The following is a 26,301-nucleotide window of genomic DNA, read 5'->3' as shown; positions in this document are numbered from 1 at the left end:
TCCCGTTAGTCGCGTTCCCAGTCTGCTGGATGAGTTGGCGCAGACCTGTTGACGACTATGTAATCTCCAACATACTATGGCAATAGTTCTAATATATCAGTTGCCTAACAGATGGCTGCTTCAAGTACTTCAAAAGGAGAACACCATGGTTGAACCGCTGATCCGCCCGCTGGCACAGGCGGACCCGGAGGTCGATCAGGCGATCGCCCAGGAACTCATCCGCCAGCAGTCAACGCTGGAAATGATCGCCTCTGAGAACTTCGCCCCTACGGCCGTCATGGAGGCCCAGGGATCGGTACTGACCAACAAGTACGCCGAAGGTTACCCGGGCAAGCGCTACTACGGCGGCTGCGAGCACGTTGATGTGATCGAACAGCTGGCCATCGACCGCCTGAAGTCCTTGTTTGGCGCAGAGTTCGCCAACGTCCAGCCCCACTCAGGAGCCCAGGCCAACGCCTCGGCCATGCACGCGCTGATCACCCCGGGCGACACCATCATGGGCCTGAACCTCGCCCACGGCGGCCACCTGACGCACGGCATGCGCATCAACTTCTCCGGCAAGCTCTACAAGGTTGTTCCCTACGGCGTCCGCGAGGACACCCACACCGTGGATATGGCCGAAGTTGAGCGTCTCGCCCTTGAGAGCAAGCCACAGCTGATAGTCGCCGGCTGGTCCGCTTACTCACGGCAGTTGGACTTCGCCGAGTTCCGCCGCATTGCGGACTTGGTGGGCGCCTACCTCATGGTTGACATGGCCCACTTCGCCGGCCTCGTAGCAGCAGGACTACACCCCAGCCCGGTCCCCCACGCGCACATCGTCACCAGCACCACGCACAAGACCCTCGGCGGCCCCCGCGGTGGCGTGATCCTGACCAACGACGCCGACATCGCCAAGAAGGTTAACTCCGCGGTCTTCCCCGGCCAGCAGGGTGGCCCCTTGGAGCACGTGATTGCAGCCAAGGCCGTAGCCTTCAAAATGGCCGCCGAGCCCGAATTCCAGGAACGCCAGGTCCGCGTGCTGGAAGGCTCCAAGATCCTGGCCGAACGCCTCCTCCAAGATGACGTAGCCGCCGCCGGCATCTCCGTGGTCAGCGGCGGAACCGACGTCCACCTGGTGCTCGCCGACCTCCGCCACTCAGTACTTAACGGTCAGCAGGCCGAAGACACACTGCACCGCATCGGCATCACGGTCAACCGCAACGCCGTCCCGTTCGACCCCCGCCCGCCCATGGTTTCGTCGGGCCTGCGCATCGGCACCCCCGCCCTCGCCGCCCGCGGCTTCGGCGCCGAGGACTTCACCGAAGTCTCAGACATCATTGCGACGGCGTTGATCGCCGCAGCGAACAGCGGCACCGAAGCAGGCTCCCAAGCAGGCACCGAAGCCGGCACCGAGGGTGACGTGACCCTGGACGAGGCCACCGTCGTCGAGCTCCGCAGTCGCGTGACCGCTCTGGCAGAGAAGTTCCCGCTATACCCCCACCTGAACAACAACGGCAACGGCGCCGCAACCGAAGCAGAACTGATTGGAGCAGCCCAGTGAGTGCAGACCACCTCCCCGAACACCCGGACTTCCTCTGGCGCAACCCGGACCCGAAGAAAAGCTACGACGCCGTGATTGTGGGCGGCGGCGGGCACGGCCTGGCCACCGCGTACTTCCTGGCGAAGAACCACGGCATGACCAATATCGCCATCCTGGAAAAGGGCTGGCTGGCCGGTGGAAACATGGCCCGCAACACCACCATCATCCGTTCCAACTACCTCTGGGACGAGAGCGCAGCCATCTACGAGCACGCGCTGAAGCTCTGGGAAATCCTCCCGGAAGAGCTGGAGTACGACTTCCTGTTCAGCCAGCGCGGCGTCATGAATCTGGCCCACACCTTGGGCGATGTCCGCGAAAGCGTTCGCCGCGTGGGCGCCAACAGGCTCAACGGCGTTGACGCCGAATGGCTTGACCCGCAGCAGGTCAAGGAACTCTGCCCCATCCTGAACATCAGCGACAACATCCGCTACCCCGTCATGGGTGCCACCTACCAGCCGCGTGCAGGCATCGCCAAGCACGACCACGTGGCCTGGGCCTTCGCCCGCAAGTGCGACGAGCTGGGCGTGGACATCATCCAGAATTGCGAAGTCACCGGCTTCATCAAGGACGGCAACCGCGTCACCGGCGTCAAGACCACCCGCGGCACCATCAACACCGAAAAGGTGGGCCTCTGCGCCGCCGGCCACAGCTCGGTCCTGGCAGAAATGGCCGGCTTCCGACTTCCCATCCAGTCCCACCCGCTCCAGGCACTGGTGTCCGAACTGCACGAACCCGTTCACCCCACGGTGGTCATGTCCAACCACGTGCACGTGTACGTCTCCCAGGCCCACAAGGGTGAACTGGTGATGGGCGCCGGCGTCGACTCCTACAACGGCTACGGCCAGCGCGGCTCGTTCCATGTGATCGAGGAGCAGATGGCAGCAGCGGTCGAGCTCTTCCCGATTTTCGCCCGGGCCCACGTGCTCCGGACCTGGGGCGGCATCGTGGACACCACCTTGGACGCCTCGCCGATTGTTGGCCTCTCCCCGGTGGAGAACATGTTCGTCAACTGTGGTTGGGGAACCGGCGGCTTCAAGGGCACTCCGGCGGCCGGCCTGACCTTCGCGCACACCATCGCTACGGGCGCACCGCACAAGCTGAACAAGCCGTTCGCGCTGGAACGCTTCGAGACCGGTGCCTTGATCGACGAACACGGCGCCGCAGCCGTGGCCCACTAGCCAGGACAGGAAAGACATGCTCCTCATTTCATGCCCCAACTGCGGGCCACGCGACGAAACCGAATTCCACTACGGCGGCCAAGCACACGTCGCCTACCCCGAGACCCCGAATGACCTCACGGACCGTGAATGGGCTGAATACCTGTTCTACCGCGAGAACACCAAGGGAACCTTCGCCGAGCGTTGGGTTCACAGCACGGGCTGCCGCCAGTGGTTCAACATGCTCCGTGACACCGTGAGCTACGAAATCCACTCCATCTACGGGATGGGCCAGCCCCGCCCGGAGCTCCAAGCAAGCGCTGCCAGCGCCGGGACAAGCAAGAGCGAACCCACCCAGCCGGGCGAGTTCACCCAGGCCGGGGACTTCGGCCAGGCCGGCGAACCGGGCCTCGCCCCCGGAGCCAGCTCACCCACGGCCACGACCCCCATCTCCTCGGAAGGAGTCTAGAAGTGACCAGCAAGAACGCACGCCTCGCCACCGGCGGACGCATCGATCGCAGCATCTCTTGGCGCTTCACCGTGGACGGCCAGGAATTCACCGGCCACCCGGGTGACACCATCGCTTCGGCGCTGCTGGCCAATGGCCACATCAACGCCGGCAACTCCCTCTATGAGGACCGCCCCCGCGGCATCATGGCCGCTGGCGTGGAAGAGTCCAACGCCCTGGTCAAGATCGCTCCCCGCTTCCGCGGACATGTTGCTGAGTCCATGCTTCCCGCCACGGCAGTTTCCCTGGTGGACGGCATGAACATTGAGCTCTTGTCCGGCCTTGGCAAGCTTGATCCCAACGAGGACAAGGCCGAATACGACAAGAAGTACGTCCACACGGATGTCCTGGTAGTCGGCGGCGGTATTGCCGGACTGGCGGCGGCCCGCGAAGCTGTCCGCACCGGTGCCCGCGTCATCCTCATTGACGACCAGCCCGAACTTGGCGGCGCGCTGCTCTCCGGTTCAACGGCCGAGGGTCTGGCCGATCAGATCGAAGGCAAAGCGGCCCTGGAATGGGTTGCGGACGTGGAAGCTGAACTGGTCTCCGCCGGCGAATGCACGGTGCTGAACCGCACCACGGCGTTCGGCTCCTACGATTCCAACTACTTCATCGCAGCCCAGAACCGCACGGACCACTTGAGCGTTCCGGCAGCGTCGGGTGTCTCCCGCCAGCGTATTTGGCACATCCGTGCCAAGCAGGTTGTCCTGGCTCCGGGCGCCCATGAGCGTCCGCTGGTGTTCGAGAACAACGACCGCCCAGGCATCATGCTCGCCTCGGCCGCCCGCACGTACCTCAACCGCTACGCCGTCGCCGCCGGTTCACGCGTCGTCATCAGCACCACCAACGACTCCGCTTATGCTCTCGCCGCGGACCTGCAGGCAGCAGGCGTGGCGATTGCCGCCGTCGTCGATGCCCGTCCGCAGCTCAGCGCGAAGGCCGCCGCCGCCGTCGAGTCCGGTATCCGGGTCCTCATCGGCAGCGCCGTGGCGGACACCTCTGCAGATGCCAACGGCCGCCTGAATGGCGTCACCGTCCGCAGCATTAACGACGACGGCGAACTCACCTCGGGCGTCGAACAGCTGGCTGCCGATCTGCTTGCCGTTTCCGGTGGCTGGTCTCCGGTGGTCCACCTCCACAGCCAGCGCCAGGGCAAGCTGCGTTGGGATGACGAGCTCGCAGCGTTCATTCCCACCAAACCGGTCCGCGACCAGCAGGTTGTTGGCGCAGGACGTGGCAGCTACGAACTGAAGGACTGCCTGGCAGAGGGCATCTGGGCGGGAGCGGCAGCATCCATCGCAGCCGGCTTCGAGTCCGCGACCACCCCGGTGGAACTGCAGGCTCCCGTGGCGAGCGCTCCCAGCCGCCAGCTTTGGCTGGTTCCCGGCCAGACCGGTGAGCCCGGCGAATGGCACCACCACTTCGTTGACTTCCAGCGCGACCAGTCCGTGGCAGATGTCCTCCGCTCCACCGGGGCGGGGATGCGGTCCGTGGAACACGTCAAGCGGTACACCTCCATCAGCACCGCCAATGATCAGGGCAAGACCTCGGGCGTCAACGCGATTGGCGTCATCGCCGCCGCGCTGAAGTTCGGCGGTGCCGAGAGCATTCCCGGCGTTGGCGAGATCGGCACCACCGCGTACCGCGCACCGTTCACGCCCGTGGCCTTCGCAGCGTTGGCAGGCCGCCAGCGTGGCGAACTGTTCGACCCCGCCCGCGTCACCTCCATCCACCCGTGGCACGTTGCCCAGGGCGCACTGTTCGAAGATGTCGGGCAGTGGAAGCGCCCCTGGTACTACCCGCAGGCCGGGGAAGACATGGACACAGCAGTCCTGCGTGAATGCGCAGCCGTCCGCGACTCCGTGGGCTTCATGGATGCCACCACGCTGGGCAAGATCGAGATCCGCGGCAAGGACGCGGGCGAATTCCTGAACCGCGTTTACACCAACGCGTTCAAGAAGCTCGCCCCGGGATCCGCCCGCTACGGTGTCATGTGCACCCTGGACGGCATGATCTTCGACGACGGCGTGACCCTCCGCTTGGACGATGACCGCTACTTCATGACCACCACCACCGGCGGCGCAGCCAAGGTGCTGGACTGGCTGGAAGAGTGGCACCAGACGGAGTGGCCGGAACTCGATGTGGTCTGCACGTCCGTCACGGAGCAGTGGAGCACCATCGCCGTCGTTGGCCCGAAGTCCCGCGCCGTGATCGCCAAGGTTGCTCCGCAGCTGGCCGAAAACGGTGGCCTGGATGCCGAAGCCTTCCCGTTCATGACCTTCCGCGAGACCACGCTGGCCTCCGGGGTGCAGGCACGCGTTTGCCGCATCTCCTTCTCCGGCGAATTGGCCTACGAAATCAATATCCCGTCCTGGTACGGACTCAACACCTGGGAAGCCGTTGCTGCCGCAGGTGCCGAGTTCAACATCACCCCCTACGGCACCGAAACCATGCACGTGCTCCGCGCCGAGAAGGGCTACCCGATCGTCGGGCAGGACACCGACGGCACGGTCACGCCGCAGGACGCCGGCATGGACTGGATCGTCTCCAAGGCCAAGGACTTCATCGGCAAGCGCTCCTACCTCCGTCAGGACGCCAGCCGCGAAGACCGGAAGCACCTGGTCAGCGTCCTTCCCGTGGACCACTCGTTGCGCTTGCCGGAAGGCACCCAGCTGGTGGAAAAGGGCATCCCGGTCAACCCGGCTAATGGACCCGTCCCCATGGAGGGCTTCGTGACCTCCAGCTACCACAGCGCCGCGCTGGGCCGTTCCTTCGCCCTGGCTCTCATTCAAAACGGCCGCAACCGCATCGGCGAGACCCTTGTGGCCTCGCTGGGAGACCAATTGGTGGACGTGGTTGTTGGCGAAACCGTACTTTTCGATGCTGAAGGGACCCGCAAAGATGGCTGAAACAGCAACACCAGCAGAAACCGCACACGTCGACCGCGTCCGGGGCGCCCGCCGCAGCCCGGCCGAGCACTTGGCTGACGCTTTCACCTCCGGCTCCGTGCCGGGCACGGTGACGCTCACCGAAATCCCCTACCAGGCCATGGTGGGCGTTCGGGTTCACCGAACGTCCGACGCCGGTGCCCGCGTGGCGTCCGTGACCGGCGGCTTGCCTGCCGCTTGCGGTGACGTGACGGGCAGCGGTTCCGTGAACACCCTGTGGCTTGGCCCTACCGAATTCATGGTCGTCGCACCCGAGGAAGCCCACGATTCCCTCGGAGGCTCTTTGGTCAGCGATCTGACCACGGCCCTCGGTGGAGACGCAGGCCAGGTGGTGGACCTGTCCGCCAACCGCACCACGTTCGAGCTCTCCGGCAGCCACGCCCGCGCAGTGCTGGAGAAGACCTGCGCCTTGGACCTGCACCCACGGGTCTTCAAGACCGGGACAGCTGTTTCCACCGAGCTCGCCCACATCCCGGTGATGCTCTGGAAGACCTCTGACGAGTCCTACCGGATCTTTCCCCGGGCCTCGTTTGCCGATTTCCTGGGACGCTGGCTCCTCGACGCCATGCGGGAGTACGCCTCCCCAGAGGTCCCCTAATGGCATTGAGTGTGCTTGATCTGTTTTCTGTTGGCATCGGGCCGTCGTCTTCCCACACGGTAGGCCCGATGCGCGCGGCAAAGCAGTTCACGGACGGTCTTGAATCGTCCGGCCAGCTTCCGGCAACGGTGCGCGTCCAGGCAGAGCTTTTCGGCTCCCTGGGCGCCACCGGCCGGGGCCACGGCTCAGACAAGGCCGTGGTGCTGGGGTTGCAAGGCCACTCCCCCGAAACCGTGGACACCACCACTGCCGATGACCAGGTCGCAGCTGCCGCACTCGATGCAGAGCTACGCCTGGGCGGCAACCACCGCGTGGACTTCAACTGGGACGAGGACGTGGTCCTGCACCGACGCAAGTCGTTGCCGGCGCACCCCAACGGCATGACGTTCCGCGCGCTGGACCACAGCGGCTCAGTTTTGCGGGAGCGCAGCTACTACTCCATTGGTGGCGGCTTCGTAGTGGACGGGGACGCCTCGGGCACCGACAAAGTGGTAGCGGATGACACCGTGCTTCCCTACCCCTTCACCACCGCCGATGAGCTCCTGGCCATCTGCGGCCGCGAAGGCAAGTCCATCTCGGACATCATGCTGGCCAACGAGCTCGTGTGGCGTACGGAAGAAGAGCTACGCCAACGGCTGCTGGGCATCTGGGCCGTCATGCAGGAATGCGTGGAGAACGGCTGCTCTGCCGAGGGAATCCTACCCGGAGGCCTGAAGGTCAGGCGACGGGCGCCGTCGTTGTTCAAAAAGCTTTCCGAGACCGACGCGGACCTGAACGGAGCAAGTTCAGCGGATCCCCTCCTCGCCATGGAATGGGTCAACCTGTTCGCCCTGGCCGTGAACGAGGAAAACGCCGCGGGCGGCAGGATCGTCACCGCGCCCACGAATGGTGCAGCCGGCATTGTCCCGGCGGTGCTGCACTATTACACCAAGTTTGTGCCGGGAGCCAACGACGACGGTGTCGTGCGCTTCCTGCTGGCGGCGGCCGCCGTCGGAATTCTGTTCAAGATCAACGCATCCATTTCGGGTGCCGAAGTCGGCTGCCAAGGCGAGGTTGGTTCCGCCTGCTCCATGGCCGCTGCGGGGCTCTGCGAAGTCCTCGGCGGAACGCCTGAGCAGGTGGAAAATGCTGCCGAGGTGGGCATCGAACACAACCTGGGACTCACCTGCGATCCCGTGGGCGGGCTGGTGCAGATCCCCTGCATCGAACGCAACGCAATCGCCAGCGTGAAGGCCATCAACGCCGCCCGCCTCGCCCTGCACGGCGATGGCAGCCACAAAGTGTCCTTGGACAAAGCCATCAAGACCATGCGCGAAACAGGCGCGGACATGAAATCAAAGTACAAGGAGACCTCCCGTGGAGGCCTCGCCGTCAACGTAGTGGAGTGCTAGCCATGACTGCCATCCAAACTGAAACTGCTGCCGTTTCCCCCACTGAGACGACTGTGGAGCACGTCCTCACCCTCGACTGCCCTGAGGGTCCCGGAATTGTCCACGCGGTGTCCGGCTTCCTGCTGGAACACGGCTGCGACATCATCGACAACAAGCAGTTCGGCGATCGCGCCGAACGCCACTTCTTCATGCGGGTACACTTCGCGTCCGACGCCGGCACCTCCACTGTTGATGAGCTGCGGGCCGCTTTCTCTCCAGTAGGCGAGAAGTACGGCATGAACTGGCAACTCGAGCGCCAGGGGTACAAGCGCCGCGTGCTGATCATGGTCTCGAAGTTCGGGCACTGCCTGAACGACTTGCTGTTCCGCGCACGGATCGGTGAACTGCCCATTGACGTGGTGGGCGTCGTGTCCAACCACACCGACCATCAGGGTTTGGCAGAGTGGCACGGGATTCCGTTCTTCCACGTTCCTGTCACGGCTGCCACCAAGCCTGCAGCCGAGGGTCGCTTGCTGGAGATCATCGATGAACTGGACGTTGAGCTCATTGTCCTTGCCCGCTACATGCAGGTACTCAGCGACGACCTCGCCCGCAAGCTCGACGGCCGGGCGATCAACATCCACCACTCGTTCCTTCCGAGCTTCAAGGGTGCCAAGCCCTACCACCAGGCCTACGCGCGTGGTGTGAAAACTGTGGGTGCCACCGCCCACTACGTGAATGGCGAGTTGGACGAAGGACCCATCATCGCCCAGCAGGTAGTGGAGGTGGACCACACGTTCGGGCCGGACGATCTCGTAGCCGCCGGCCGGGACACAGAATGCAAGGCCCTCAGCAACGCCGTTCGCTGGCACTGCGAGGGGCGGATCATCCTGAATGGGACCAGGACGATCGTGTTGAAGTAGGCCTTGACTACCCGATTCGACGGTTTGCTGCGCGTTAGACGGTTTGAGCCGTCGAGTGGGCAGCGAGCCGTCGAATTGGTGGTTAAAGGCCGCTACAAGCGCGCAAGCTTCGTTGCCAGATGCAAGGCCCCGAGCCGGCCAGTCCCCCGTGGATCTCCCCCGCACAGGTCAAAAATCCGCTGCAGCCTGTGATGCATGGACTGCCGCTCCAGGTGCAGCCCACGTGCCGCTTGGGCTGTGTTGCATCCCGAATCCAACCAGACGGTCAGCGTGCGCAACAGCTCGGACTTTTTCAGGCGGTCATGCTCGAGGACGGCGCCCAGCTGCCGCTGGACGAACCCTTCGCGCGCGGCCGGGTCCAGGGACTCTTGGGCAAGGAGCTCCACCGCCAAGGTGTCAGCATCCACCACACCCCCGGTGCCCGGATCCAGGTCAAGCGCCCGCCGCGCCTCAGCCAGGGACCATGGCGCATCATCTATGCCGACACCCAACGGCCCGACAGCCACCGCAGAGCCGGCCGGCACCTCCAAGCGACGCAACGCATCCAACAGCGAACGCCGGGTGGCAGCCCCGTCGCCCAAGGCGGCGAGCGCGATCAGTTCAGCATTGCCCGCATAGCTTGCGCTGTGCGGAACACACTCGCGCAGCAGGGCATCCACTGCAGGGCGCAAGTGCCCTGCGCCTGTTGATCGAATCACGACGGCGGCTACCGCGCCGTCCGTGGGGAAGCCCGACGCAGGTCCGAGCTGCTGAAGTTGCCAACGCTGACTCCCCGAATTGATGGCACGCATGAGCTCGATTCCCGCCAGCTCCTTCAACCCCGGCGGCATGCGTTGCATCAACGCCAATCCGAGGATGTCGACGGAACGCTCCCCGGCCACGCGCGCCAGGCCACCGTCGCCGCCGTCGGGCATGACCAACTCAAGGCGGGCCGTAAGGACTCCCCGCACCGGAACGTCCACCACGGTGACGCTCCCGCCGTCGTCCATTCCAGAAATGCCGCCGGCGGCGCCGAGGGTGAGGCCCGACGGCGAGACCAGCCGCGCGCTGGCACCTGTCCTTTCGGACAGGACAGCCAGGAGCTGGTCGAGTCCGCCGCCGTGGGCAAGTTCGGCGGCCATGGCATGGCTGGCTTGGTCGGCATGTTGGAGGTGCTCCACGGATTCGCTGACCAACAGGGAATTGATCTCCTGCATTACGCCGACGAACGGGACAACCTGGCGCAGTTCGATCACCGGCAATCCGGCAGCCTCGGCCACCTCCAGCATGATGGCCGGCACCTCGGGAAGCGCCGGGCCGGTTTCCAGCGCCAGCGCCGCGATCCCCCGGGCCGCCAGCTCGCGGACGTAGTTGGCCTGCCGTTCCGCGGTCACGCCGGCGAGCGCCTGCCCACCGCTGAGCAGCAGTTCGCCGCCACTGAGGAGCGGGGCGATGTCCAGCACTTCGCTTGAGTGCACCCAACGGACCGGCCGGGAGAGCGCGTCCGGCACATCGTTGAGGACCCGGGGGTCCGCAGATTTCAGGCTTTGGTACTCCAGAGCTGCTCCCAGCACAATGGACATGACACTCCGTACGGTCATTGATGGCTTGTTTAGACACATAGTATCTTGTTGCTGTGATCTGGGGCACATACGCTGAAAGGGTCCCTTTCACACACGGAGGCTCTCCCCATGCAAGACAACCTCTCCCCTTCGCCTTCAAGCCCAGCGCAGTCAGGTCCGGCAACGGCGCCGGCCCACGACAGTGAAGCCTGGCTCCAACCCATCCCCGAGGCAGACCGTACGCGCAAGGTTTCCGGACAGTTCTGGATCTGGGCAGGCGCAAACCTCGCCCCTATTAACTGGGTGCTGGGTGCACTCGGAATCCACCTCGGCCTCGGCTTCGCGGACACCGTCATTGTCCTGGTCCTTGGAAACCTGATCGGCATGCTGCTCTTCGGCTGCTTCGTCCTCCTCGGCCAGAAAACCGGCGCTACGGGAATGGTGCTGGCCCGCGCAGCCTTCGGCCGCCGCGGCAACTACCTCCCCGCCGCCATCCAGGCCCTTTTGGTGATCGGCTGGTGCGCCGTCAATACCTGGATCATCCTGGACCTGGTGATGGCATTGTTCGGCACCCTTGGCTGGGTAGATCCCGAGGCCAAGAACTACGCCTGGAAGATCGGCGTCGCCACCGCCATCATGGCAGCCCAGGTAGCCATCGCCTGGTTCGGTTACAAGGCCATCGCAGCTTTTGAAAAGTGGACCGTCCCGCCCACCATCATCATCCTGGCTGTCATGTCATGCGTGGCGTGGTTCGGCATGAAGATCGACTGGGGGTACGCAGGTCCCGCCGGTAACATCCTGGGAGGCTCCGAGCGGATCGCCGCCATGAGTGCAGTGATGACAGCGATCGGCATCGGCTGGGGTATCACGTGGTTCACTTACGCCGCCGACTACTCCCGCTTCGTCAGCACTTCGGTTCCCAAGCGCAAGGTTTACCTCGCATCAGTTCTCGGCCAGTTCATCCCCGTGGTGTGGCTCGGCGTCCTCGGTGCAAGCCTGGCTACCAACAGCGGCGAGATCGACCCCGGAAAACTGATCGTTCAGAACTTCGGCGTCCTGGCCCTCCCGGTCCTTCTCATGGTCCTGCACGGCCCCATCGCCACCAATATCCTCAATATCTACACCTTCTCCGTGGCCACGCAGGCCCTGGACATCAAGATCAGCCGCCGCAAGCTGAACCTCTTCGTCGGCGTCTTCTCGCTTATCGCCGTCGTGTTCTTCATCTTCCAAGAGGACTTCGCGGCAGTGCTCGATGCCTGGCTGATCGGCCTGGTTGCCTGGGTGGCCGCCTGGGGCGGAGTCATGCTGGTGCACTACTTCTGGCTGGAAAAGCGCTGGCCAGCCAAGGTTGACCGCCTGTTCGACGCCGTGGGAACGCACCGCTTGCCCGTCATCAACTGGGCCGGAATCCTATCCCTGCTGATCGGCATCTTCTCCACCTGGCTGTTCATGTACGGACTGGTTCCCGCCATGCAGGGCCCCATCGCCGTGGCATTGGGCGGGTGGGATCTCTCCTGGCTGGCTGGGGGACTCACCAGCGCGGCAGCCTATGCAATCCTCGGGCCACGGGCCCACAAGAAGTTCATCCTCGCGGACTCGAACCATGTGTCGGCAACACAGCCGGTACCGGCCGCTCCGGCAGTTCCCGAAAGGACCACAGCATGAACCAGCCCGCTTTCGCTGATTCACTCCACCCGATCACGTGGCCCGAGGGCTACCGGGCCGCAGCGTCCTTCACGTTCGACGTCGATGCCGAGTCGTGCACCATCGCCCATGACCCTTCCAGCACGCGGCGCATGTCCCTTATGAGCCACCAGTCGTACGGCCCCAAGATCGCCGTGCCGCGTTTGCTCCAGATCCTGGACCGCCAGGACATCAAGGCTTCCTTCTTCATTCCGGGTTTCACCGCGGAGAGCTACCCTGACGTGGTCCGCAGGATCGCCGACGGTGGGCACGAGATCGCCCACCACGGCTACCTCCACGAGCCCATGCAGGGCATCGACGCCGCTACCGAGGCCAGTTATCTGGACCGCGGCCTGGAGGCCCTCGCGAACGCTGCCGGCATCAGGCCCGTGGGTTACCGGGCACCTTGGTGGGAGCTGAACTGGCAGTCACCTGCCCTATTGGCGGACCGCGGCTTCCTCTACGATTCGAGCCTGCTCGACGGCGATGCCCCCTACCGCATGGCCGTCGCCGAGGGCGACTCCAGGGACATCGTGGAGATCCCAGTGGACTGGGCACTGGACGACTGGGAGCAATATGGGTTCTACCCTGGCGTCACGGGGAGCGGGGTCATCGAGAGCCCGGCCAAGGCGCTCGAAATGTGGACCCTCGAGGCCCAGGCGCACCACGCCCAGGGAAGCTGCTTCGTCCTGACCAACCACCCGTTCATCTCCGGCCGGCCGTCCCGGGCTGTGGCTTTGGAACAGTTGATCGAGCGGGTTAAGGACCTGGATGGCATGTGGGTCACCACGTTGGCCAGGATCGCGCAACACACCAAGGACACCGTGCACGAAATCCACACCCACGCCCGAGTCGACATCCCGCTGTTCCCGGGAGCCGGAGCAACCTTCCGCCCTGCACAGGTCAAAGCGCCCCTCCCCGCGCACCACTAATTCCACCGCCCAGATGGCAGAAGATGACAATCCTGGAGCTCGGGATTGCCATCTTTTGCCATCCCGGCGCGGTGTTTAAGGGCTTTAACCGTTCACGGCGTTGATCCACACTCCGATGATCCATGTACTTGCTGCGGCACACGCCAGCCCGAACTCCACAAGGATCCCGATGCCGGTGGCTTTGAGCGCGGCGCCACTGGATTTCAAGGCAGCAGGGAAGTTGCGGGTGCGCTGGACTTCGCTCAGAAGCAGCCCGGCGGCGAACCCCACAAACAGCCCCACCACGGGAATGACGAACATTCCCACGACGCCCAGGACCACGCCGATCAGCACCGACCGGTTGGGGATGCCATGCTGCTTCAGCTTGCGTCCGGTCAGCACCGCGCTGGCGGCCATCCCCGCCACCACAAACACCATTCCGACGGCGAAGATCACCCACCCCAGCGGACCGGCACCTCCCCAGATGGCCCATGCCAACAGGCTTGCGCCGATAAGAATGCTGCCCGGAAGCACGGGAATGATGGTTCCGGCCACACCGACCGCGATGGCCAGGCCGCACAGGATGGTCACGATGAGTTCGGCGTTCATGCCCCTCAGTCTAGGTGGCGCCCGAAAATAAACGGTGTCCGCGAGCTGTATGAACAACTAGCCAACCAAGGCCAATGACTAATCCTCGGCTACACAGAAATGATCGGGAAACAGCAGATTAACGCCAATCCAACTTGTCTATACAACTGGCGATTTTCCTTGATTAGCCCGTCTCCGCGCGGCAGGGTTGAGGAGTCAGGCTGTCGGCAACACTCAGCCAACAGCTCCCACTCGGACCCGAACCTGGAGAAAACATTGGACAACGCACGTCCTTTTCGCACCGCCACGGCAACTGCCGCACTAACGCTCGCCGCCGCCGTCGTACTCCCGTCCGCTGCGATAGCCGCGCCTCCGGGACCGGACGCGCCCGACACCCGGTCCGCAAGCACCGCCAGCCGCCCGGCCCATGCTCCATACGCAGGGCTTCCCTATGGGACCAAGCGCAAGAAGACCTTGGTGATTGGCCTCGATGGCGCCGCAATCGCCAAGTTTTCCGCTGCCGGCGTGCCGAATATCCAAAGCGTGGTCGACTCCGGCATGACCGCCAAGAGCAACCTGTTCGCTAACCCGATGGCCCCTACCGTCTCGGGAGCGGGCTGGTCGAGCATCGCGACTGGAGTGTGGCCGGACAAGCACAACGTGGTGGACAACAACTTCACGGCACCCAACTACAGCCAGTACCCGGACTACCTGAGCCGCCTCGAATCGACCCAACCCAAAGCCTCCACCCTGGTTGTGGGCACTTGGTCTCCCATCCCCCAAACGGTGTTCGGCGAAAAGGTTGACCTGAGGATCGCCGGAGGAAACGACGCCGGCACCACGGCCAAGGCCGTGGATTACCTTGCCAACGGCAACCCGGACAGCACGTTCGTCCACTTGGACGAGGTTGACGGCGCGGGCCACTCCTACGGCACCGAGCGTGAGGAATACCTGGCAGCCCTGCGCACGGCGGACGGCCAGGTCGGCGAGATCCTGAATGCCGTGAAAAACCGTCCCAGCTACACGTCCGAGGATTGGCTGGTGGTTCTTACAGCCGACCACGGACACACCCCCACAGGTGGCCACGGTGGCAACACACCCGCCGAGCGCCAGACGTTCGTCATCGCCCAGGGCAAGGGGATCAAGGCCGGTACCGTCCGCAACGACGTCAAGATCACGGACATCGCACCCACTGTGCTGAAGCACGAAGGAGTCAAGACCGACGCCGCCTGGAACCTCGACGGGCAGGCCATCGCCGACATCGAACCAGACGACTTCGATTCCCTGCGGGACAGCCTGCGCACCCGCGCCGACGAAACCGCGCCAGCCGCCGATGTGAAGGGGTGGACCACCACCGCGCCCGAAGGCTGGAGTATCGACAACTCCGCCATGCCGGCCGGCGGTGTGACCGAATGGCGCGGCTGGTCGTTCGCCACCGACGAGTTCTGGACCAACACCGACCGCAACCAGGGCCGCGAGACCTCCGTCCGCAACCGCAACGTCTTCGCTGTCGCCGACTCCGACGAGTGGGATGACAAGGCACACGACGCCGGACAATTCGACTCCACCCTCGTAAGCCCCGAATTCAAGGTCAAGGGCGGCAAGGCGTCAACACTGTCCTTCGCCTCGAACTACAGGATCGACGGACCCCAGAGCGGCGAAGTGTTTGTCAGCTACGACGGCGGAGTCCCGCAGCTGGTGAAGGCCTACACCGCAAACTTCAACGGCTTCGAATCCCTTGCTCTCGAGGTCCCCAAAGGTGCCAAGAAGGCCAAAATCAGCTTCCGATACACCGGAACCAACAGCGCCTTCTGGACAGTTGACCAGGTAAGGCTGGACCGCTGACCCGCCAACGGCAGGCTTAACCAAAGAACGACGGCGCCGCTCCCCAGCACGGGAGGCGTCGCCGTCGTCGGCCTTTCGTCAGTAGCCGCTATTCGGTGACTGCAGCAGCAACAGCTGCGGTGACGGCCGGTGCCACGCGGGCATCCAGCGGGCTCGGCACGATGTAGTCGGCGGAGAGGTCCTCCGCGGCGAGCTCAGCAATGGCGTTGGCGGCGGCGATCTTCATGGCGGGCGTGATGCGGCGGGCCTTGGCATCGAGTGCGCCACGGAAGATACCCGGGAAAGCCAGCACGTTGTTGATCTGGTTCGGGAAGTCGCTGCGGCCGGTGGCAACAACGGCCGCGTACTTCTGGGCAACCTCAGGGAGAACTTCCGGGTCCGGGTTGGACAAGGCGAACACGATCGACTGATCGTTCATCAGCTTCAGGTGCTCTTCGTCCAGCTTGGAGGAGGAGACGCCCACGAATACATCGGCGCCGGTCAGCCCCTCGCCCGGACCGCCGGTGATGCCGCGCGGGTTGGTGCGCTGGGCCATGCGGGCCTTGACGCTGCCGGGATCGGCCACAAGGTCGGCGCGCTCAGCGTTGACGACGCCCTTGGAGTCGAGCAGGATGACGTCCTTGATGCCAACAGCAAGAAGAATCTCGGCAATGGCGATGCCTGCGGCACCTGCACCGGACACGACGACCTTGAGGCCGGCGAGTTCGCGCTGGGTCACCTTGGCCGCGTTGGTCAGGGCAGCGAGAACCACGACGGCGGTGCCGTGCTGGTCATCATGCATGACGGGGCAGTCCAGGGCTTCGATAAGGCGCTCTTCGAGTTCGAAGCAGCGGGGAGCGGAGATGTCTTCGAGGTTCACGGCGCCGAAGCTGGGGCGCAAGCGGACCAAGGTCTCGATGATCTCGTCCACGTTGGTGGTGTTGAGCACCAGCGGAATGGAGTCGAGGTCGCCGAAGGACTTGAACAGGGCTGACTTGCCTTCCATGACGGGAAGGGAAGCGCTGGGGCCGATGTTGCCGAGGCCAAGGACGGCGGTGCCGTCGCTGACCACGACGACCAGGCGCTCGGCCCAGGTGTGGGTGCGGGCGAGCTCGGGGTTTGCGTGGATTGCGCGGCTGACCTGCGCAACTCCGGGGGTGTAGGCAATGGAAAGGTCGCGTTTGTTGTTCAGCGGGACGGTGCTGGAAATGGTCAGCTTGCCGCCTTCATGGGCTGCGAAGATCTCTTCTTCGGTCAGTACCAGGGCGTCGTTGTCTGTAGCGATTGTCTCGATGGACACGTCTTTGTCTCCTCAGGCTAGCCGTGGACCCACGGCACGATTCGGGCAGGAACAGAACTGCTGTAGCGGACCAAGGGTGGCTGGTCCGGCGTTGCTTCTGCAGATAGGGGGCTGCTAGCCGCTTCGGTGTTTCCAGCCTAAGGAGGGGTTGAGGGTACAAGATTCAATACCAAGAGAGACGATTCGAGAGTAAAACGTTCAACCAGAGCCAATTGTGATCCAGGTCATACAAAAAAGCGTGTTCTGAGAGCCTCGTGGTCTAGACCAGTGGGAACTTTTCGTCATTCACCGGTCAGCAGGGTGCAGGCTTTCTTCAGATCCTTCTCCGCCTCAAACAACGACAACCGACGGCAACGCACCGCCTGGACAAGACCACTGACCAGGTGCAGCAGGATCCTGGCCCTGACAGCATCCTTGCCCGTGTCCTTGCTCAGTGAACCAACCACTTCCTCGGACAGCGCATCGATCTCCCGCAATAGCTGCGCGGTGTCATCGTCCTTGCCTGCGGGCCGGATAAGGCAGTGCTCCACACCCGGCTGCATGACCCTCAAGTGGAAGATCTCCATCATCAAACCCGCGAGCGCATGGCCCTTGCCCTCGCGACGACGAACACCGTCGCGAAGCTCCCGCAGCTGCTGCCTGTAAACGGCCAGCATCAGGTGGGCTGTGGAGGGAAAGTATCGGTACAGCGTGCCGAGCGGGATGTCGGCCCGCGCGGCGACGTCGGAAAGGCTCAAGGTATCGAACTGCCGCTGGGCAAAGCCGGCCGCCGTTTTCAGGATCCGGGCATAGCGCAGCTGCTGCCGCGGTGTCGTCGGCGCGGCGGCCATACGGGGCAACCCCGTGGTCAGGTCAAGGGAGTACGGTTCCAGTGAGTTTGATACGGGCATTTCCGGCGATCTCTTGGCAGGCTGACAAGGAAGCGGCCGGCTGGGGTCAAAGACCCGTGGCTGGCCGATCGCATCAATGATACGGGAGCTAAATGACCGTTTCCTGAGAGCTCGCCTGACCTGGAAGCGCGCATGCCGCTCCCAGCCATTGGCGTTCCGCCCGCATACACTTCATGAAGGTTTGAGCTGCTGCTTGGGAGGAACACAATGGGGAGATTTCGACGCCGGATGGCAGCAACGCTGCTGACTGCCGCTGTGGCGGCCATGGCACTTTGTCCCCTGCCGGCGTCGGCCGCTACCAGCAGCGGACCGGACCCCATCCTCAGCGGTGAAGCCTTCGTCGGCCAGAAGCTCACAACTGAGATCGGCCCCTACACGTTCTATGGCTGCGGGGGCGGCAAGGGCCCGGATTTCACCATCTACTGGACCCGTGACGGATTCCTGGTCGCCGGCGAGACCGCGCGGACGTATGCCCTGCAGGCGGATGACACCGGAGCCCGCATGGCCGTCCATGTCACAGCCAGCAAGACGGCCTGTGGTGGCGAGTCGCTGCACAGCGACGAGACCAAGCCCGTGGGCGCCGCCAACCGGGCTGCGGGTTTCACCGGCCGAAGCTTCGAACTCCTGACGCGCGGCAACGACGGCGCGTTGCAGCTCTTCGGTCGCAAAGGCACCGCCTGGGAAGCGGCCCGGACCGTGGGCTGGGGCTGGAACATCTTCAATCTGACCCTGTCGCCCGGGGACTTCAACGGCGACGGCAAGGGCGATGTGATCGCGAGGGACGCCGCCGGAACCCTGTATCTCTACGCAGGGGATGGAACGGGCGGTTGGAAACCGGCACAGACCATCGGCAAGGGGTGGAACGTCTTCGACACGATCGTCAGCCCCGGAGACTTCAACGGCGACGGCCACAACGACATCCTCGCCCGCGAACCGGGCGGGGCCCTCTACCTGTACCCGGGCAACGGCTCCGGAGGCTGGTTGGCGAGAACCGCCGTCGGGCAGGGCTGGCAGGTGATGGACGCGCTGCTGACGCCGGGAGACTTCAACGGTGACGGCAATGTGGACGTGCTGGCGCGCGACCGCAGCGGGTACCTGTACTACTACGGTGGCAATGGGGCCGGCGGCTGGACCAGGTCCTGGCTCATTGGGGTCGGTTGGAACGCGTTGAAGGCTGCGGGCGCGGCCGGCGACTTCGACAATGACGGCTTCAACGACGTTTATGGCGTCGATCAGCAGGGCCGCCTGGTGATTTATTACGGCAACGGCCGCACCGGTTGGCGCGGGTCTGAAGTCGCCGGGAATGGTTGGGGAGGTTTCACAGCGATCTTCTAGAGAAAACCCAGTCGCGGTAGAATTAGCCGCATAAAGTCTGGGGAGGACATCATGAACGCACCAACGCGCCCTACGTCAGGTGTGCGCCGAGTGGTGGCTGGCATTGCAGCGGCAGTTGTTGCCGCGGTGGCTTTCGCGCCCGCACCGGCCATGGCAACCATGGACCCTTCGAATCCCGTGATTCATGGCGCGCCGTTTGTCGGCTCAACGCTCACGCTTGAGATCGATCCTGCTTCCTACCGTGGCTGCGGCGCCGCTGCCGGCCCGGACTACCGGATTTACTGGACCCGTGACGGCGTCCTCGCCGAGGACCACTGGGACTGGTGGCGCTACACGCTGGGCGAAGAGGACCGCGGCAAGACCATCGCCGCCCACGTCGCAGCCAGCCAGAACGGGTGCGAGCCGCTGGAAGTCTCCAGCGAAGAAACCGCCCCCATCTCTGCCTCCAACAGGGCAAACGGCTTCACCAGTCGCGGCAGTTACGAAATGCTCGCGCGCCGCACTGACGGCACGCTCATGCTTTACCCACGTCTGAACAACGCCTGGGAGTCAGCCAGAACGGTCGGCCCAGGCTGGAACGGCTTCGGCACGGTGGTTTCGCCCGGCGACTTCGACTCCGATGGCACCAACGACATCCTGGCCAAGGATTCCGCCGGAAATCTCTTCCTCTACGCAGGCAAAGGCGACGGCGGGTTCTACGCCGGACGCCAGGTAGGCAGTGGTTGGAACGCGTTCAATTCCGTGGTCTCCCCCGGTGACTTCAACGGTGACGGACACAATGACATCCTTGCCCGCGATTCCGCCGGGCTCCTGTATCTGTACCCGGGCAACGGCGACGGCGGCTGGCTTGGCCGGTCGGTTGTCGGCAGCGGCTGGAACGTGGTCAACAAGATGATCACGCCCGGCGACTTCAACGGCGATAACAACGTTGACATCCTTGCCCGCGACGCGGCCGGTGCATTGCGCTTGTACCGAGGCAACGGTGCAGGCGGCTGGAACGGAATGACCGTCGTCGGCCAGGGCTGGGGCGGCATGACCACCATTGGCGCGGCCGGCGACATCGACGGCAACGGCAATGCAGATGTTTACGCTGTGGACGGCTCCGGCCAACTGCTTGCTTACTATGGCGATGGCGACGGCGGCTGGAACGGCGCCGGTGCCATCGGTTGGGGCTGGGGCGGGTTCAACGCAGTGTTCTAGGGGGAACCATGACAACTCTTTCTTCCATGCGTTACGCGGGGACAGGAATTCGCATCCTCCTGGCCGCTCTTTTGTGCGCCGCGCTGGCGATCGCAGTTCCTACCCCGCGCGCCGTGGCCGCAGGACCGGACGTACCACTGCCCACCGTAGTGACGCGGACATCGCCCGCCACAGTGGTACCGGGCAACACCATCTCCTTGTCGTTCACCCTGAGCGGTCCCGCCCAGGAAGTAGGTTTCACCTACGTCAACGAAGACACGTTGGAGCAGGCAACCCTGTACGGGCCCACCAGCCAAGCGCCTGGACCGTACAGCGCCCAGGCCAAGATTCCCGTTAACGGCAGCGCATTTAAGCGGACAGGGCGCTACAAGCTCCTCAGCGTCAACATCCTGCTTCCAGCCGGCAAAGGCTCCGTCCGCTATGGCCGCGACGGCAACATCCTCTTCCTCAGCCAAGGCCTCGAAGCCCCGACCCAGCGGCCCGGCGCCCTGGACGGCGTCGACTTCTCCGTCAACAACCCCAACTTCCCGCTGATCGACAACCCCAACACCAAGACCCCCGTCGTCTCCGGCGTGGCGCGCTATGACCAAGTGCTGACCACCGACAACGGCACCTGGACCTCCCCACCCACCGGCTTCGCCTACCAGTGGCTCCGCAACGGCCAGCCAATCACCGGCGCGACCCTCAACAACTACCGGGTAGCCGAAGCCGACCTGGACCAGACCCTGTCAGTCCGGGTCACGGCCACGAAGGCTGGATACCGGGCTGTGTCAGCATCCTCGCTGCCACTCACACCCACATCGCCCATCACTGCCACCGCCCCTACGCTGCAAGGCAGACTGACAGTTGGCGAGAAGCTCACCGGCGCGTTCAACGAGGGCAGCGTCGCCACGGGCACAGCCGGCGGCGCCGTCAGCGTCAAGTACGAATGGGTGCGGAACGGAACCCCAATCAACGGGGCCACCGCCAAAACCTACACCCTGACCGCCGCCGACCGTGGCGCCGTCGTCGGCTTCCGCGCGGTTGTCCAGGCTGGCAATCCCGCCACGGCCACGAGGCCGTTTACGGTCTACAGCCGCACTGTAGTGCGGAACAAGGCCCACACATCAGGGTTCGACGCCGGTACCTCCTTGGATCTGTTCGCCCGGAACGCTGCGGCGAACCTCCTCCTGTACCCCACAGACGGCGCCGGGCGTTGGCAAGCGGTGAAGACCATCGGGTTCGGCTGGGGTGGTTTCGATCTCGTTTTCAACGCCGGCGACTTCAACGGCGACGGCTTCAACGACGTCCTGGCGCGCGACGATGCCGGCACCCTGTTCCTCTACCCCGGCAATGGGACCGGCGGTTGGCTGCCGCGCAAGGAAGTCGGCTGGGGCTGGGACGTCTTTGACTCCGTCTTCGCCGCGGGTGACTTCTCAGGGGACGGCAACAACGACCTCCTTGCCCGGACGCCCTCAGGCGCCCTCGTCCTGTATCCCGGCAACGGGGTCGGCGGATTCCGCTCCCCCGGCGCCGTTGGTCAGGGCTGGGAAGCCCTCAACCAAGTCTTCTCCCCCGGTGATTTCGACGGCGACGGCAACCCCGATGTCATGGGCCGCGATGGTGCCGGGAACCTCCGGCTCTACGGCGGCAACGGCAAGGGTGGGTGGACGACAGCCAAGGCCATCGGCACCGGCTGGAACGTCATGGGCCGAATCGGCGGTGCGGGCGATTTCAACGGCGACGGCTTCAACGACGTCTGGGCCATCGACTCCGCCGGCCAACTGAACATGTATTACGGCAACGGCAGCGGCGGGTGGAAAGGCGCCGGTGTTGTTGGCTGGGGCTGGGGCGGGTTCACCGCTGTGTTCTAAGCCGATTTCGGTTGCGTTTTGGGTTTTGACTTGTCTTTTTCGTGAATCTTTGCCAGCGAATTCCCAGCCATCGGTTCTGCCAATGTACTCTCAATTCACTGACACCCGCCGGCCCCCTGGGACCGGCTTGAATTGGGGGAACAATGGGGAGCACTCGTCTGCGCCGTGCACGCACCTGGCTGGCCGCATTTGCGAGCGGCATCGTCGTGATTTCTGGTCTTGGTTTCGCGCCGGCTGCCCATGCCGACGACTTCTTCGCGCCGGTTCCGGTCGCCGTGTCGACGACGCCGAACTCGTTCGAGGCCGGAGGACAGGCAACATCGAGGATCACCTTCCAGGCAACAAGTCCCATCGCCGACGTGTACGTGGCGTTCCGACACGCAGCTACCAACACCGTTCACAGGCAGCTGACGCAGGGCTCCTACAACGCCTCTGACTCGACGTATTCATTTGACGTGTTCGCTGAACAGCAGACCCCATCAGGTGCCTATCTTGCCCAGTACGTAGAAATCCACACCACCGCGGGCAACGTAGTGGTCTACTGGCGCGACGGATCACTCATCGAGAACCAGGGCAACCTGGCTATCCCCGGAGTCGATGCAGTGAGGCTCGACGCCATGGACTTCACCTACTCCACCCCGCTGGATCGTCCCCACACCACCGGGTTCTACCGTGAGTACTGGGATCCCTACACCATGAACTTGATGGTCCGCGACCCCTTGGGCCGTCTGGGCATGTACACCACTGGAGGGAACGGCACATGGAAGGGAGCCTACGAAGTCGGCTCCGGATGGAACATCTTCAATGTGATGCTCGCAGCCGGCGACTTCAACAACGACGGCGAAAATGACGTGATCGCAAGCGACGCTTCCGGTGCCCTGTTCCTTTACCCTGGCGACTGGCATGGCGGCTGGTATCCGCGACAGCAGATCGGCTGGGGTTGGGGAATCTTCTCAACAATTATCGCAGCTGACGATTTCAGCGGAGATGGCAACAACGACCTCCTGGCGCGCAAGCCTTCCGGCGAGCTCGTTCTGTATCCAGGCAATGGACAGGGCGGCTTCCTCGCAGCAAGCACTGTCGGGTGGGGCTGGAACGGCATGACGTCCATCTTCTCCCCGGGCGACTTCGACGGCGACCACAAGCCCGACATCCTGGCCCGTGACACTGCCGGGAACCTGCGATTCTACGGTGGCAACGGACGCGGTGGATGGACCACCAGCAGCGTGATCGGCCAGGGGTGGAACGCCATCACCAAACTGGGTGGTGCAGGAGACTTCAACGGCGACGGCGCAAACGATGTCTGGGGCGTCGACACCTCCGGACAGATGCGCATGTATTACGGCAACGGCTCCGGCGGTTGGAAGACCTCGGGCGTAGTCGGTTGGGGTTGGGGCGGCTTCAATGCCGTCTTCTAGGAGCTTTCGATAGCTCATCCACGAGGATGCCCCGCCGATGGAATCGGGCAGGGTCCCTTAGAGTATTTTTCCAATTTATCTACCGCTGCCCGAATCAGGCAGCTTCTTTCCTGGAGGAAACCCCTTGGAGACCAGTACTCCTATGCCTGCCGTTGCGCGGAAGCGACGGCGCTTGTTTTCAGTCCTTGCCGCGTCTGTGGTGGCCGGTTTGCTTGCCACCTCGGCGCTGCCTGCACAAGCGGCTGTGCCGGCGATTGGGGTGCCTGCGCGCTTGGTCTCCATGGCACCACCGAGGCTCATAGGAGATCCGACGGTCGGCGGAGTGTTGAAAGCAGACGTCTCGTGGGCCAACCCGTCGGTATCGCCCGAAGGCGGAGCCCCCTCCTTCTCCTTTTACTGGACACGGGACGGCCAGGTAATTCCCGGCGCGACGAACCAGACGTACCGGGCCACGGCGGCGGACTATGGGCGAGCGGTCACAGCCTTCGCGACCGTAACGTATGATCCCGACTCTACGGTTACGCTCCAAGCCACGGAGACACTCCGCATTGCTGCAAAGCCTCGTGCGCGGGGATTCAACAGCGACAACACCATGGACATCTTCGCCCGCGACGCGGCCGGGAGGTTATTGCTCTACCCGACGGACGGCCGGGGGCACTGGCAGCCGGCCCAGGTCATCGGAACCGGGTGGAACGTCTTCAACCACATCTTCTCTCCTGGTGATTTCGATGGGGACGGCACAGTGGATGTCATGGCACGTGATTCCCAAGGACGGCTGTTCCTCTATCAGGGAAACGGCAGCGGCGGATGGAAGCGAGCAATCCAAGTCGGCCAGGGCTGGCAGGAATTCAACGCAATAGTGGGAGTCGGCGACTTCAATGGCGACGCCACTAACGACGTATTGGTCAAGGACAAGTCAAACAACGTCTTGCTGTACCCCGGGAACGGCAGCGGCGGATGGCTGCAGCCATACACCGCGGGGTGGTCATGGGGGCTCTACGACGTGATCGTGGGAGTCGGGCATTTCGGTGGAACGAGCAAGTTGGAAGTCGCCGGACGAAACGCGTACGGCGGACTCCAAATATTCCAGACCCGTCGCGATGGATGGTTCATCAACTTCGCAGAAACCGTTGGCTGGGGTTGGGGTGCCCTCAGCACGATCGGCTCCGCAGGCGATTTCAACGGCGACGACAAGATCGACGTTTTCGGCATTGACCGCAGCGGCCAACTGACCATGTACTACGGCAATGGCGCGGATTACTTGGCCAGCGGACTGCCCGGTAGCTTCTGGACGGGCCAATCGACTGTCGGCTGGGGCTGGGGTGGCTTCACAGCCGTGTTCTAGGCCTAGTCAACGCTCTTGATCTTCACCACGAACACGGCACCCAGGAGCCCGATGACTGCGGCGGCTACGTAGAGCGACACGTAGCCACCCCAGTACGTGACAAACGGGAAGGCGATCAGCGGGGCCACTACCTGGGGCAGCGAATTGGCGATGTTGATGACGCCCAGGTCCCGCCCGCGGTCCATTGCGGTGGGCAGGACCTGGGTGATGAGTGCGAAGTCAACGGCAAGGTAGGCGCCGAATCCGATGCCCAGTACCAGCGCACCGGCAAGTCCCCCGATCCATGTGGGGGCAAACGCGAGGATCAACGACGCCACTGCGATGATGACGGATGACGCTATGACCAGAGGCTTCCGCTTTCCCATCCTGTCGCTCAGCCGCCCACCGAGCACACTGGTGATGATCACCGTGACGGCATACAGGCCAGTGAGGATCAGGACACCGAACTCTGGCTCTATGCCCTCAGTTTCCTTCAGGTGCACGGCGTCGCTGAGGAAGAAGAGCAAATACAGCGTGACCATGTGGTTGCCCGTGCTTACCAGCAGCCGCGTCAGCCAGGCCCAGGCAAAGTCCGGATACCGTTTGGGCGAAATCCAGAATCCCTGGAGGAATTTCGCCAGGTTGAATGCGGGACGCTCGCCAAGCGGCAGGGGCTGATCGTCGCTCTTGAAAAGATAGAGCACGACGCCAGCCAGCAGCGCTGCGGCACAGACCCAGTAACCCATGGCGAAGTTACCGGCAACGACGGCGGCGATCACCGCGCCGACCAAAATACCCACCGTCTGCCCCATGGCAGCCAGCCCGCCCACAGTTCCGCGTTGCGGCACGGGTACGCGGTCCGGAACAGCGGCAGTGATGGCGGAGTACATGGCGTTGGCTCCGGCCTGCACGAGGCACCACAGGACGGTCATCACGGCAACGTTGGGAGCACCTGCCAAGGCAACCAACGCAACAGCGCCCAGGATGGCACCCATCAGCACCCAGGGAACACGGCGGCCGAACCTGGAGGTCGTACGATCACTGAAGGCGCCGAACAAGGGATTAGCGACCATGGAAACGGCTGCACCACAGCCGGTCACCAAAGCCAGGATCGCTTCCTTCTGCCCTTCGTCGAAGTGAGCTGCCTGCTGTCCCAAGAGCACTTGGAGTGGACCAAAGAAGGCCGCGTTGATGCCCAGGTTGACCAGCACCACTCCGGTGACCCATAGCGGCCGAACGCGTTCTACCGGTTCGGCAAGGGCCGTAGCGGTTCCCCGCGTTACGGCAGGATCCGGCACCGGACCCGGCAGGTCGGACAGGCTCATGGCAGGTTCCCCCTCGTTTCAATGTT

20 protein-coding genes are annotated in these 26,301 nt (G+C 63.9%); 15 read left to right on the top strand and 5 right to left on the bottom strand.

The genetic code is table 11. The features are described from left to right. Positions 1–145 precede the first annotated feature (145 nt). From glyA to purU, 7 genes are read left to right on the top strand one after another with little or no spacing between them, the layout of a single operon-like run. Entirely contained in the window at positions 146–1,540 is a 1,395-nt protein-coding gene (glyA, locus tag LN996_RS10125) for a serine hydroxymethyltransferase (RefSeq protein ID WP_231340260.1), read from the top strand. Next, the gene (locus tag LN996_RS10120) at positions 1,537–2,757 is read left to right on the top strand and encodes a sarcosine oxidase subunit beta family protein (protein ID WP_026542964.1); all 1,221 of its coding nucleotides are present in this window, start codon (positions 1,537–1,539) and stop codon (positions 2,755–2,757) included. Before glyA ends, LN996_RS10120 begins: the two co-directional genes overlap by 4 nt. A 16-nt stretch (positions 2,758–2,773) precedes the next feature. Continuing rightward, positions 2,774–3,205, top strand: coding sequence for a sarcosine oxidase subunit delta (locus LN996_RS10115; protein WP_231340259.1), 432 nt, complete (start codon positions 2,774–2,776; stop codon positions 3,203–3,205). A 2-nt stretch (positions 3,206–3,207) separates the two neighbouring features. After that, on the top strand, positions 3,208–6,153 hold the full coding sequence (locus tag LN996_RS10110; protein WP_231340258.1) for a sarcosine oxidase subunit alpha family protein: 2,946 nt from the start codon (positions 3,208–3,210) through the stop codon (positions 6,151–6,153). Continuing rightward, complete coding sequence (locus LN996_RS10105) at positions 6,146–6,790, top strand: sarcosine oxidase subunit gamma (RefSeq protein WP_231340257.1); 645 nt, start codon at positions 6,146–6,148, stop codon at positions 6,788–6,790. The genes LN996_RS10110 and LN996_RS10105 overlap by 8 nt, the downstream gene beginning before the upstream one ends. Then, on the top strand, positions 6,790–8,181 hold the full coding sequence (locus tag LN996_RS10100; protein WP_231340256.1) for an L-serine ammonia-lyase: 1,392 nt from the start codon (positions 6,790–6,792) through the stop codon (positions 8,179–8,181). The genes LN996_RS10105 and LN996_RS10100 overlap by 1 nt, the downstream gene beginning before the upstream one ends. A gap of 2 nt (positions 8,182–8,183) precedes the next feature. After that, positions 8,184–9,083: a formyltetrahydrofolate deformylase gene (purU, locus tag LN996_RS10095; RefSeq protein WP_231340255.1), complete on the top strand. Its 900-nt coding sequence runs from the start codon at positions 8,184–8,186 to the stop codon at positions 9,081–9,083. Positions 9,084–9,175: 92 nt separating this feature from the next. Here the strand turns inward: purU and LN996_RS10090 are convergent, their stop codons facing one another. After that, positions 9,176–10,645, bottom strand: coding sequence for a PucR family transcriptional regulator (locus LN996_RS10090; protein ID WP_231340288.1), 1,470 nt, complete (start codon positions 10,643–10,645; stop codon positions 9,176–9,178). A 108-nt stretch (positions 10,646–10,753) separates the two neighbouring features. Here LN996_RS10090 and LN996_RS10085 point away from each other — a divergent pair, with 108 nt between their 5' ends. After that, the gene (locus tag LN996_RS10085) at positions 10,754–12,289 is read left to right on the top strand and encodes a cytosine permease (protein ID WP_231340254.1); all 1,536 of its coding nucleotides are present in this window, start codon (positions 10,754–10,756) and stop codon (positions 12,287–12,289) included. Then, a complete protein-coding gene (locus tag LN996_RS10080; protein ID WP_231340253.1) occupies positions 12,286–13,239 on the top strand; it encodes a polysaccharide deacetylase in 954 nt (317 codons plus the stop codon). Before LN996_RS10085 ends, LN996_RS10080 begins: the two co-directional genes overlap by 4 nt. A gap of 84 nt (positions 13,240–13,323) precedes the next feature. Here LN996_RS10080 and LN996_RS10075 read toward each other — a convergent pair whose 3' ends face one another. After that, positions 13,324–13,827 carry a DUF456 domain-containing protein gene (locus LN996_RS10075; RefSeq protein WP_231340252.1) on the bottom strand — a complete coding sequence of 168 codons (504 nt, stop codon included), beginning with the start codon at positions 13,825–13,827 and terminating at the stop codon, positions 13,324–13,326. A gap of 255 nt (positions 13,828–14,082) precedes the next feature. Between LN996_RS10075 and LN996_RS10070 the strand changes: the two genes are divergently transcribed. Next, positions 14,083–15,651 carry an alkaline phosphatase family protein gene (locus tag LN996_RS10070; RefSeq protein WP_231340251.1) on the top strand — a complete coding sequence of 523 codons (1,569 nt, stop codon included), beginning with the start codon at positions 14,083–14,085 and terminating at the stop codon, positions 15,649–15,651. Positions 15,652–15,739: 88 nt separating this feature from the next. Here LN996_RS10070 and LN996_RS10065 read toward each other — a convergent pair whose 3' ends face one another. Both LN996_RS10065 and LN996_RS10060 read right to left on the bottom strand, forming a co-directional pair. Next, a complete protein-coding gene (locus LN996_RS10065; protein ID WP_231340250.1) occupies positions 15,740–16,930 on the bottom strand; it encodes an NADP-dependent malic enzyme in 1,191 nt (396 codons plus the stop codon). Between the two features lie 281 nt (positions 16,931–17,211). Next, positions 17,212–17,820: a TetR/AcrR family transcriptional regulator gene (locus LN996_RS10060; RefSeq protein ID WP_231340249.1), complete on the bottom strand. Its 609-nt coding sequence runs from the start codon at positions 17,818–17,820 to the stop codon at positions 17,212–17,214. Positions 17,821–18,027: 207 nt separating this feature from the next. On the opposite strand from LN996_RS10060, the gene LN996_RS10055 reads away from it, so the two are divergent. The 5 genes from LN996_RS10055 (at position 18,028) to LN996_RS10035 (ending at position 24,971) form a co-directional block, all read left to right on the top strand. Beyond that, a complete protein-coding gene (locus LN996_RS10055; RefSeq protein WP_231340248.1) occupies positions 18,028–19,155 on the top strand; it encodes a VCBS repeat-containing protein in 1,128 nt (375 codons plus the stop codon). A 51-nt stretch (positions 19,156–19,206) separates the two neighbouring features. Then, positions 19,207–20,355, top strand: coding sequence for a VCBS repeat-containing protein (locus tag LN996_RS10050; RefSeq protein WP_231340247.1), 1,149 nt, complete (start codon positions 19,207–19,209; stop codon positions 20,353–20,355). An 8-nt stretch (positions 20,356–20,363) separates the two neighbouring features. After that, complete coding sequence (locus LN996_RS10045) at positions 20,364–22,208, top strand: FG-GAP-like repeat-containing protein (RefSeq protein ID WP_231340246.1); 1,845 nt, start codon at positions 20,364–20,366, stop codon at positions 22,206–22,208. A gap of 143 nt (positions 22,209–22,351) precedes the next feature. Next, complete coding sequence (locus tag LN996_RS10040; protein WP_231340245.1) at positions 22,352–23,626, top strand: VCBS repeat-containing protein; 1,275 nt, start codon at positions 22,352–22,354, stop codon at positions 23,624–23,626. Positions 23,627–23,750: 124 nt separating this feature from the next. Beyond that, positions 23,751–24,971 (top strand): FG-GAP-like repeat-containing protein, encoded by a 1,221-nt coding sequence (locus tag LN996_RS10035; RefSeq protein WP_231340244.1) that lies wholly within the window; start codon positions 23,751–23,753, stop codon positions 24,969–24,971. 2 nt (positions 24,972–24,973) lie between these two features. Here the strand turns inward: LN996_RS10035 and LN996_RS10030 are convergent, their stop codons facing one another. Next, positions 24,974–26,275 carry an MFS transporter gene (locus LN996_RS10030; protein WP_231340243.1) on the bottom strand — a complete coding sequence of 434 codons (1,302 nt, stop codon included), beginning with the start codon at positions 26,273–26,275 and terminating at the stop codon, positions 24,974–24,976. Positions 26,276–26,301 lie beyond the last annotated feature (26 nt).

The organism is Arthrobacter sp. AK01 (assembly GCF_021109375.1).
In the GTDB taxonomy this organism is placed as follows: domain Bacteria; phylum Actinomycetota; class Actinomycetes; order Actinomycetales; family Micrococcaceae; genus Arthrobacter.
This window is presented reverse-complemented; position numbering and strand designations above follow the sequence as displayed.

What these genes read in the sequence shown, in the direction of transcription:
- glyA (WP_231340260.1), top strand. Translation starts at nt 146, where the DNA reads ATGGTTGAACCGCTGATCCGCCCGCTGGCACAGGCGGACCCGGAGGTC.
- LN996_RS10115 (WP_231340259.1), top strand. Translation starts at nt 2,774, where the DNA reads ATGCTCCTCATTTCATGCCCCAACTGCGGGCCACGCGACGAAACCGAA.
- LN996_RS10105 (WP_231340257.1), top strand. Translation starts at nt 6,146, where the DNA reads ATGGCTGAAACAGCAACACCAGCAGAAACCGCACACGTCGACCGCGTC.
- LN996_RS10100 (WP_231340256.1), top strand. Translation starts at nt 6,790, where the DNA reads ATGGCATTGAGTGTGCTTGATCTGTTTTCTGTTGGCATCGGGCCGTCG.
- purU (WP_231340255.1), top strand. Translation starts at nt 8,184, where the DNA reads ATGACTGCCATCCAAACTGAAACTGCTGCCGTTTCCCCCACTGAGACG.
- LN996_RS10090 (WP_231340288.1), bottom strand. Translation starts at nt 10,645, where the DNA reads ATGTCCATTGTGCTGGGAGCAGCTCTGGAGTACCAAAGCCTGAAATCT.
- LN996_RS10085 (WP_231340254.1), top strand. Translation starts at nt 10,754, where the DNA reads ATGCAAGACAACCTCTCCCCTTCGCCTTCAAGCCCAGCGCAGTCAGGT.
- LN996_RS10080 (WP_231340253.1), top strand. Translation starts at nt 12,286, where the DNA reads ATGAACCAGCCCGCTTTCGCTGATTCACTCCACCCGATCACGTGGCCC.
- LN996_RS10075 (WP_231340252.1), bottom strand. Translation starts at nt 13,827, where the DNA reads ATGAACGCCGAACTCATCGTGACCATCCTGTGCGGCCTGGCCATCGCG.
- LN996_RS10060 (WP_231340249.1), bottom strand. Translation starts at nt 17,820, where the DNA reads ATGCCCGTATCAAACTCACTGGAACCGTACTCCCTTGACCTGACCACG.
- LN996_RS10055 (WP_231340248.1), top strand. Translation starts at nt 18,028, where the DNA reads ATGGGGAGATTTCGACGCCGGATGGCAGCAACGCTGCTGACTGCCGCT.
- LN996_RS10050 (WP_231340247.1), top strand. Translation starts at nt 19,207, where the DNA reads ATGAACGCACCAACGCGCCCTACGTCAGGTGTGCGCCGAGTGGTGGCT.
- LN996_RS10045 (WP_231340246.1), top strand. Translation starts at nt 20,364, where the DNA reads ATGACAACTCTTTCTTCCATGCGTTACGCGGGGACAGGAATTCGCATC.
- LN996_RS10040 (WP_231340245.1), top strand. Translation starts at nt 22,352, where the DNA reads ATGGGGAGCACTCGTCTGCGCCGTGCACGCACCTGGCTGGCCGCATTT.
- LN996_RS10030 (WP_231340243.1), bottom strand. Translation starts at nt 26,275, where the DNA reads ATGAGCCTGTCCGACCTGCCGGGTCCGGTGCCGGATCCTGCCGTAACG.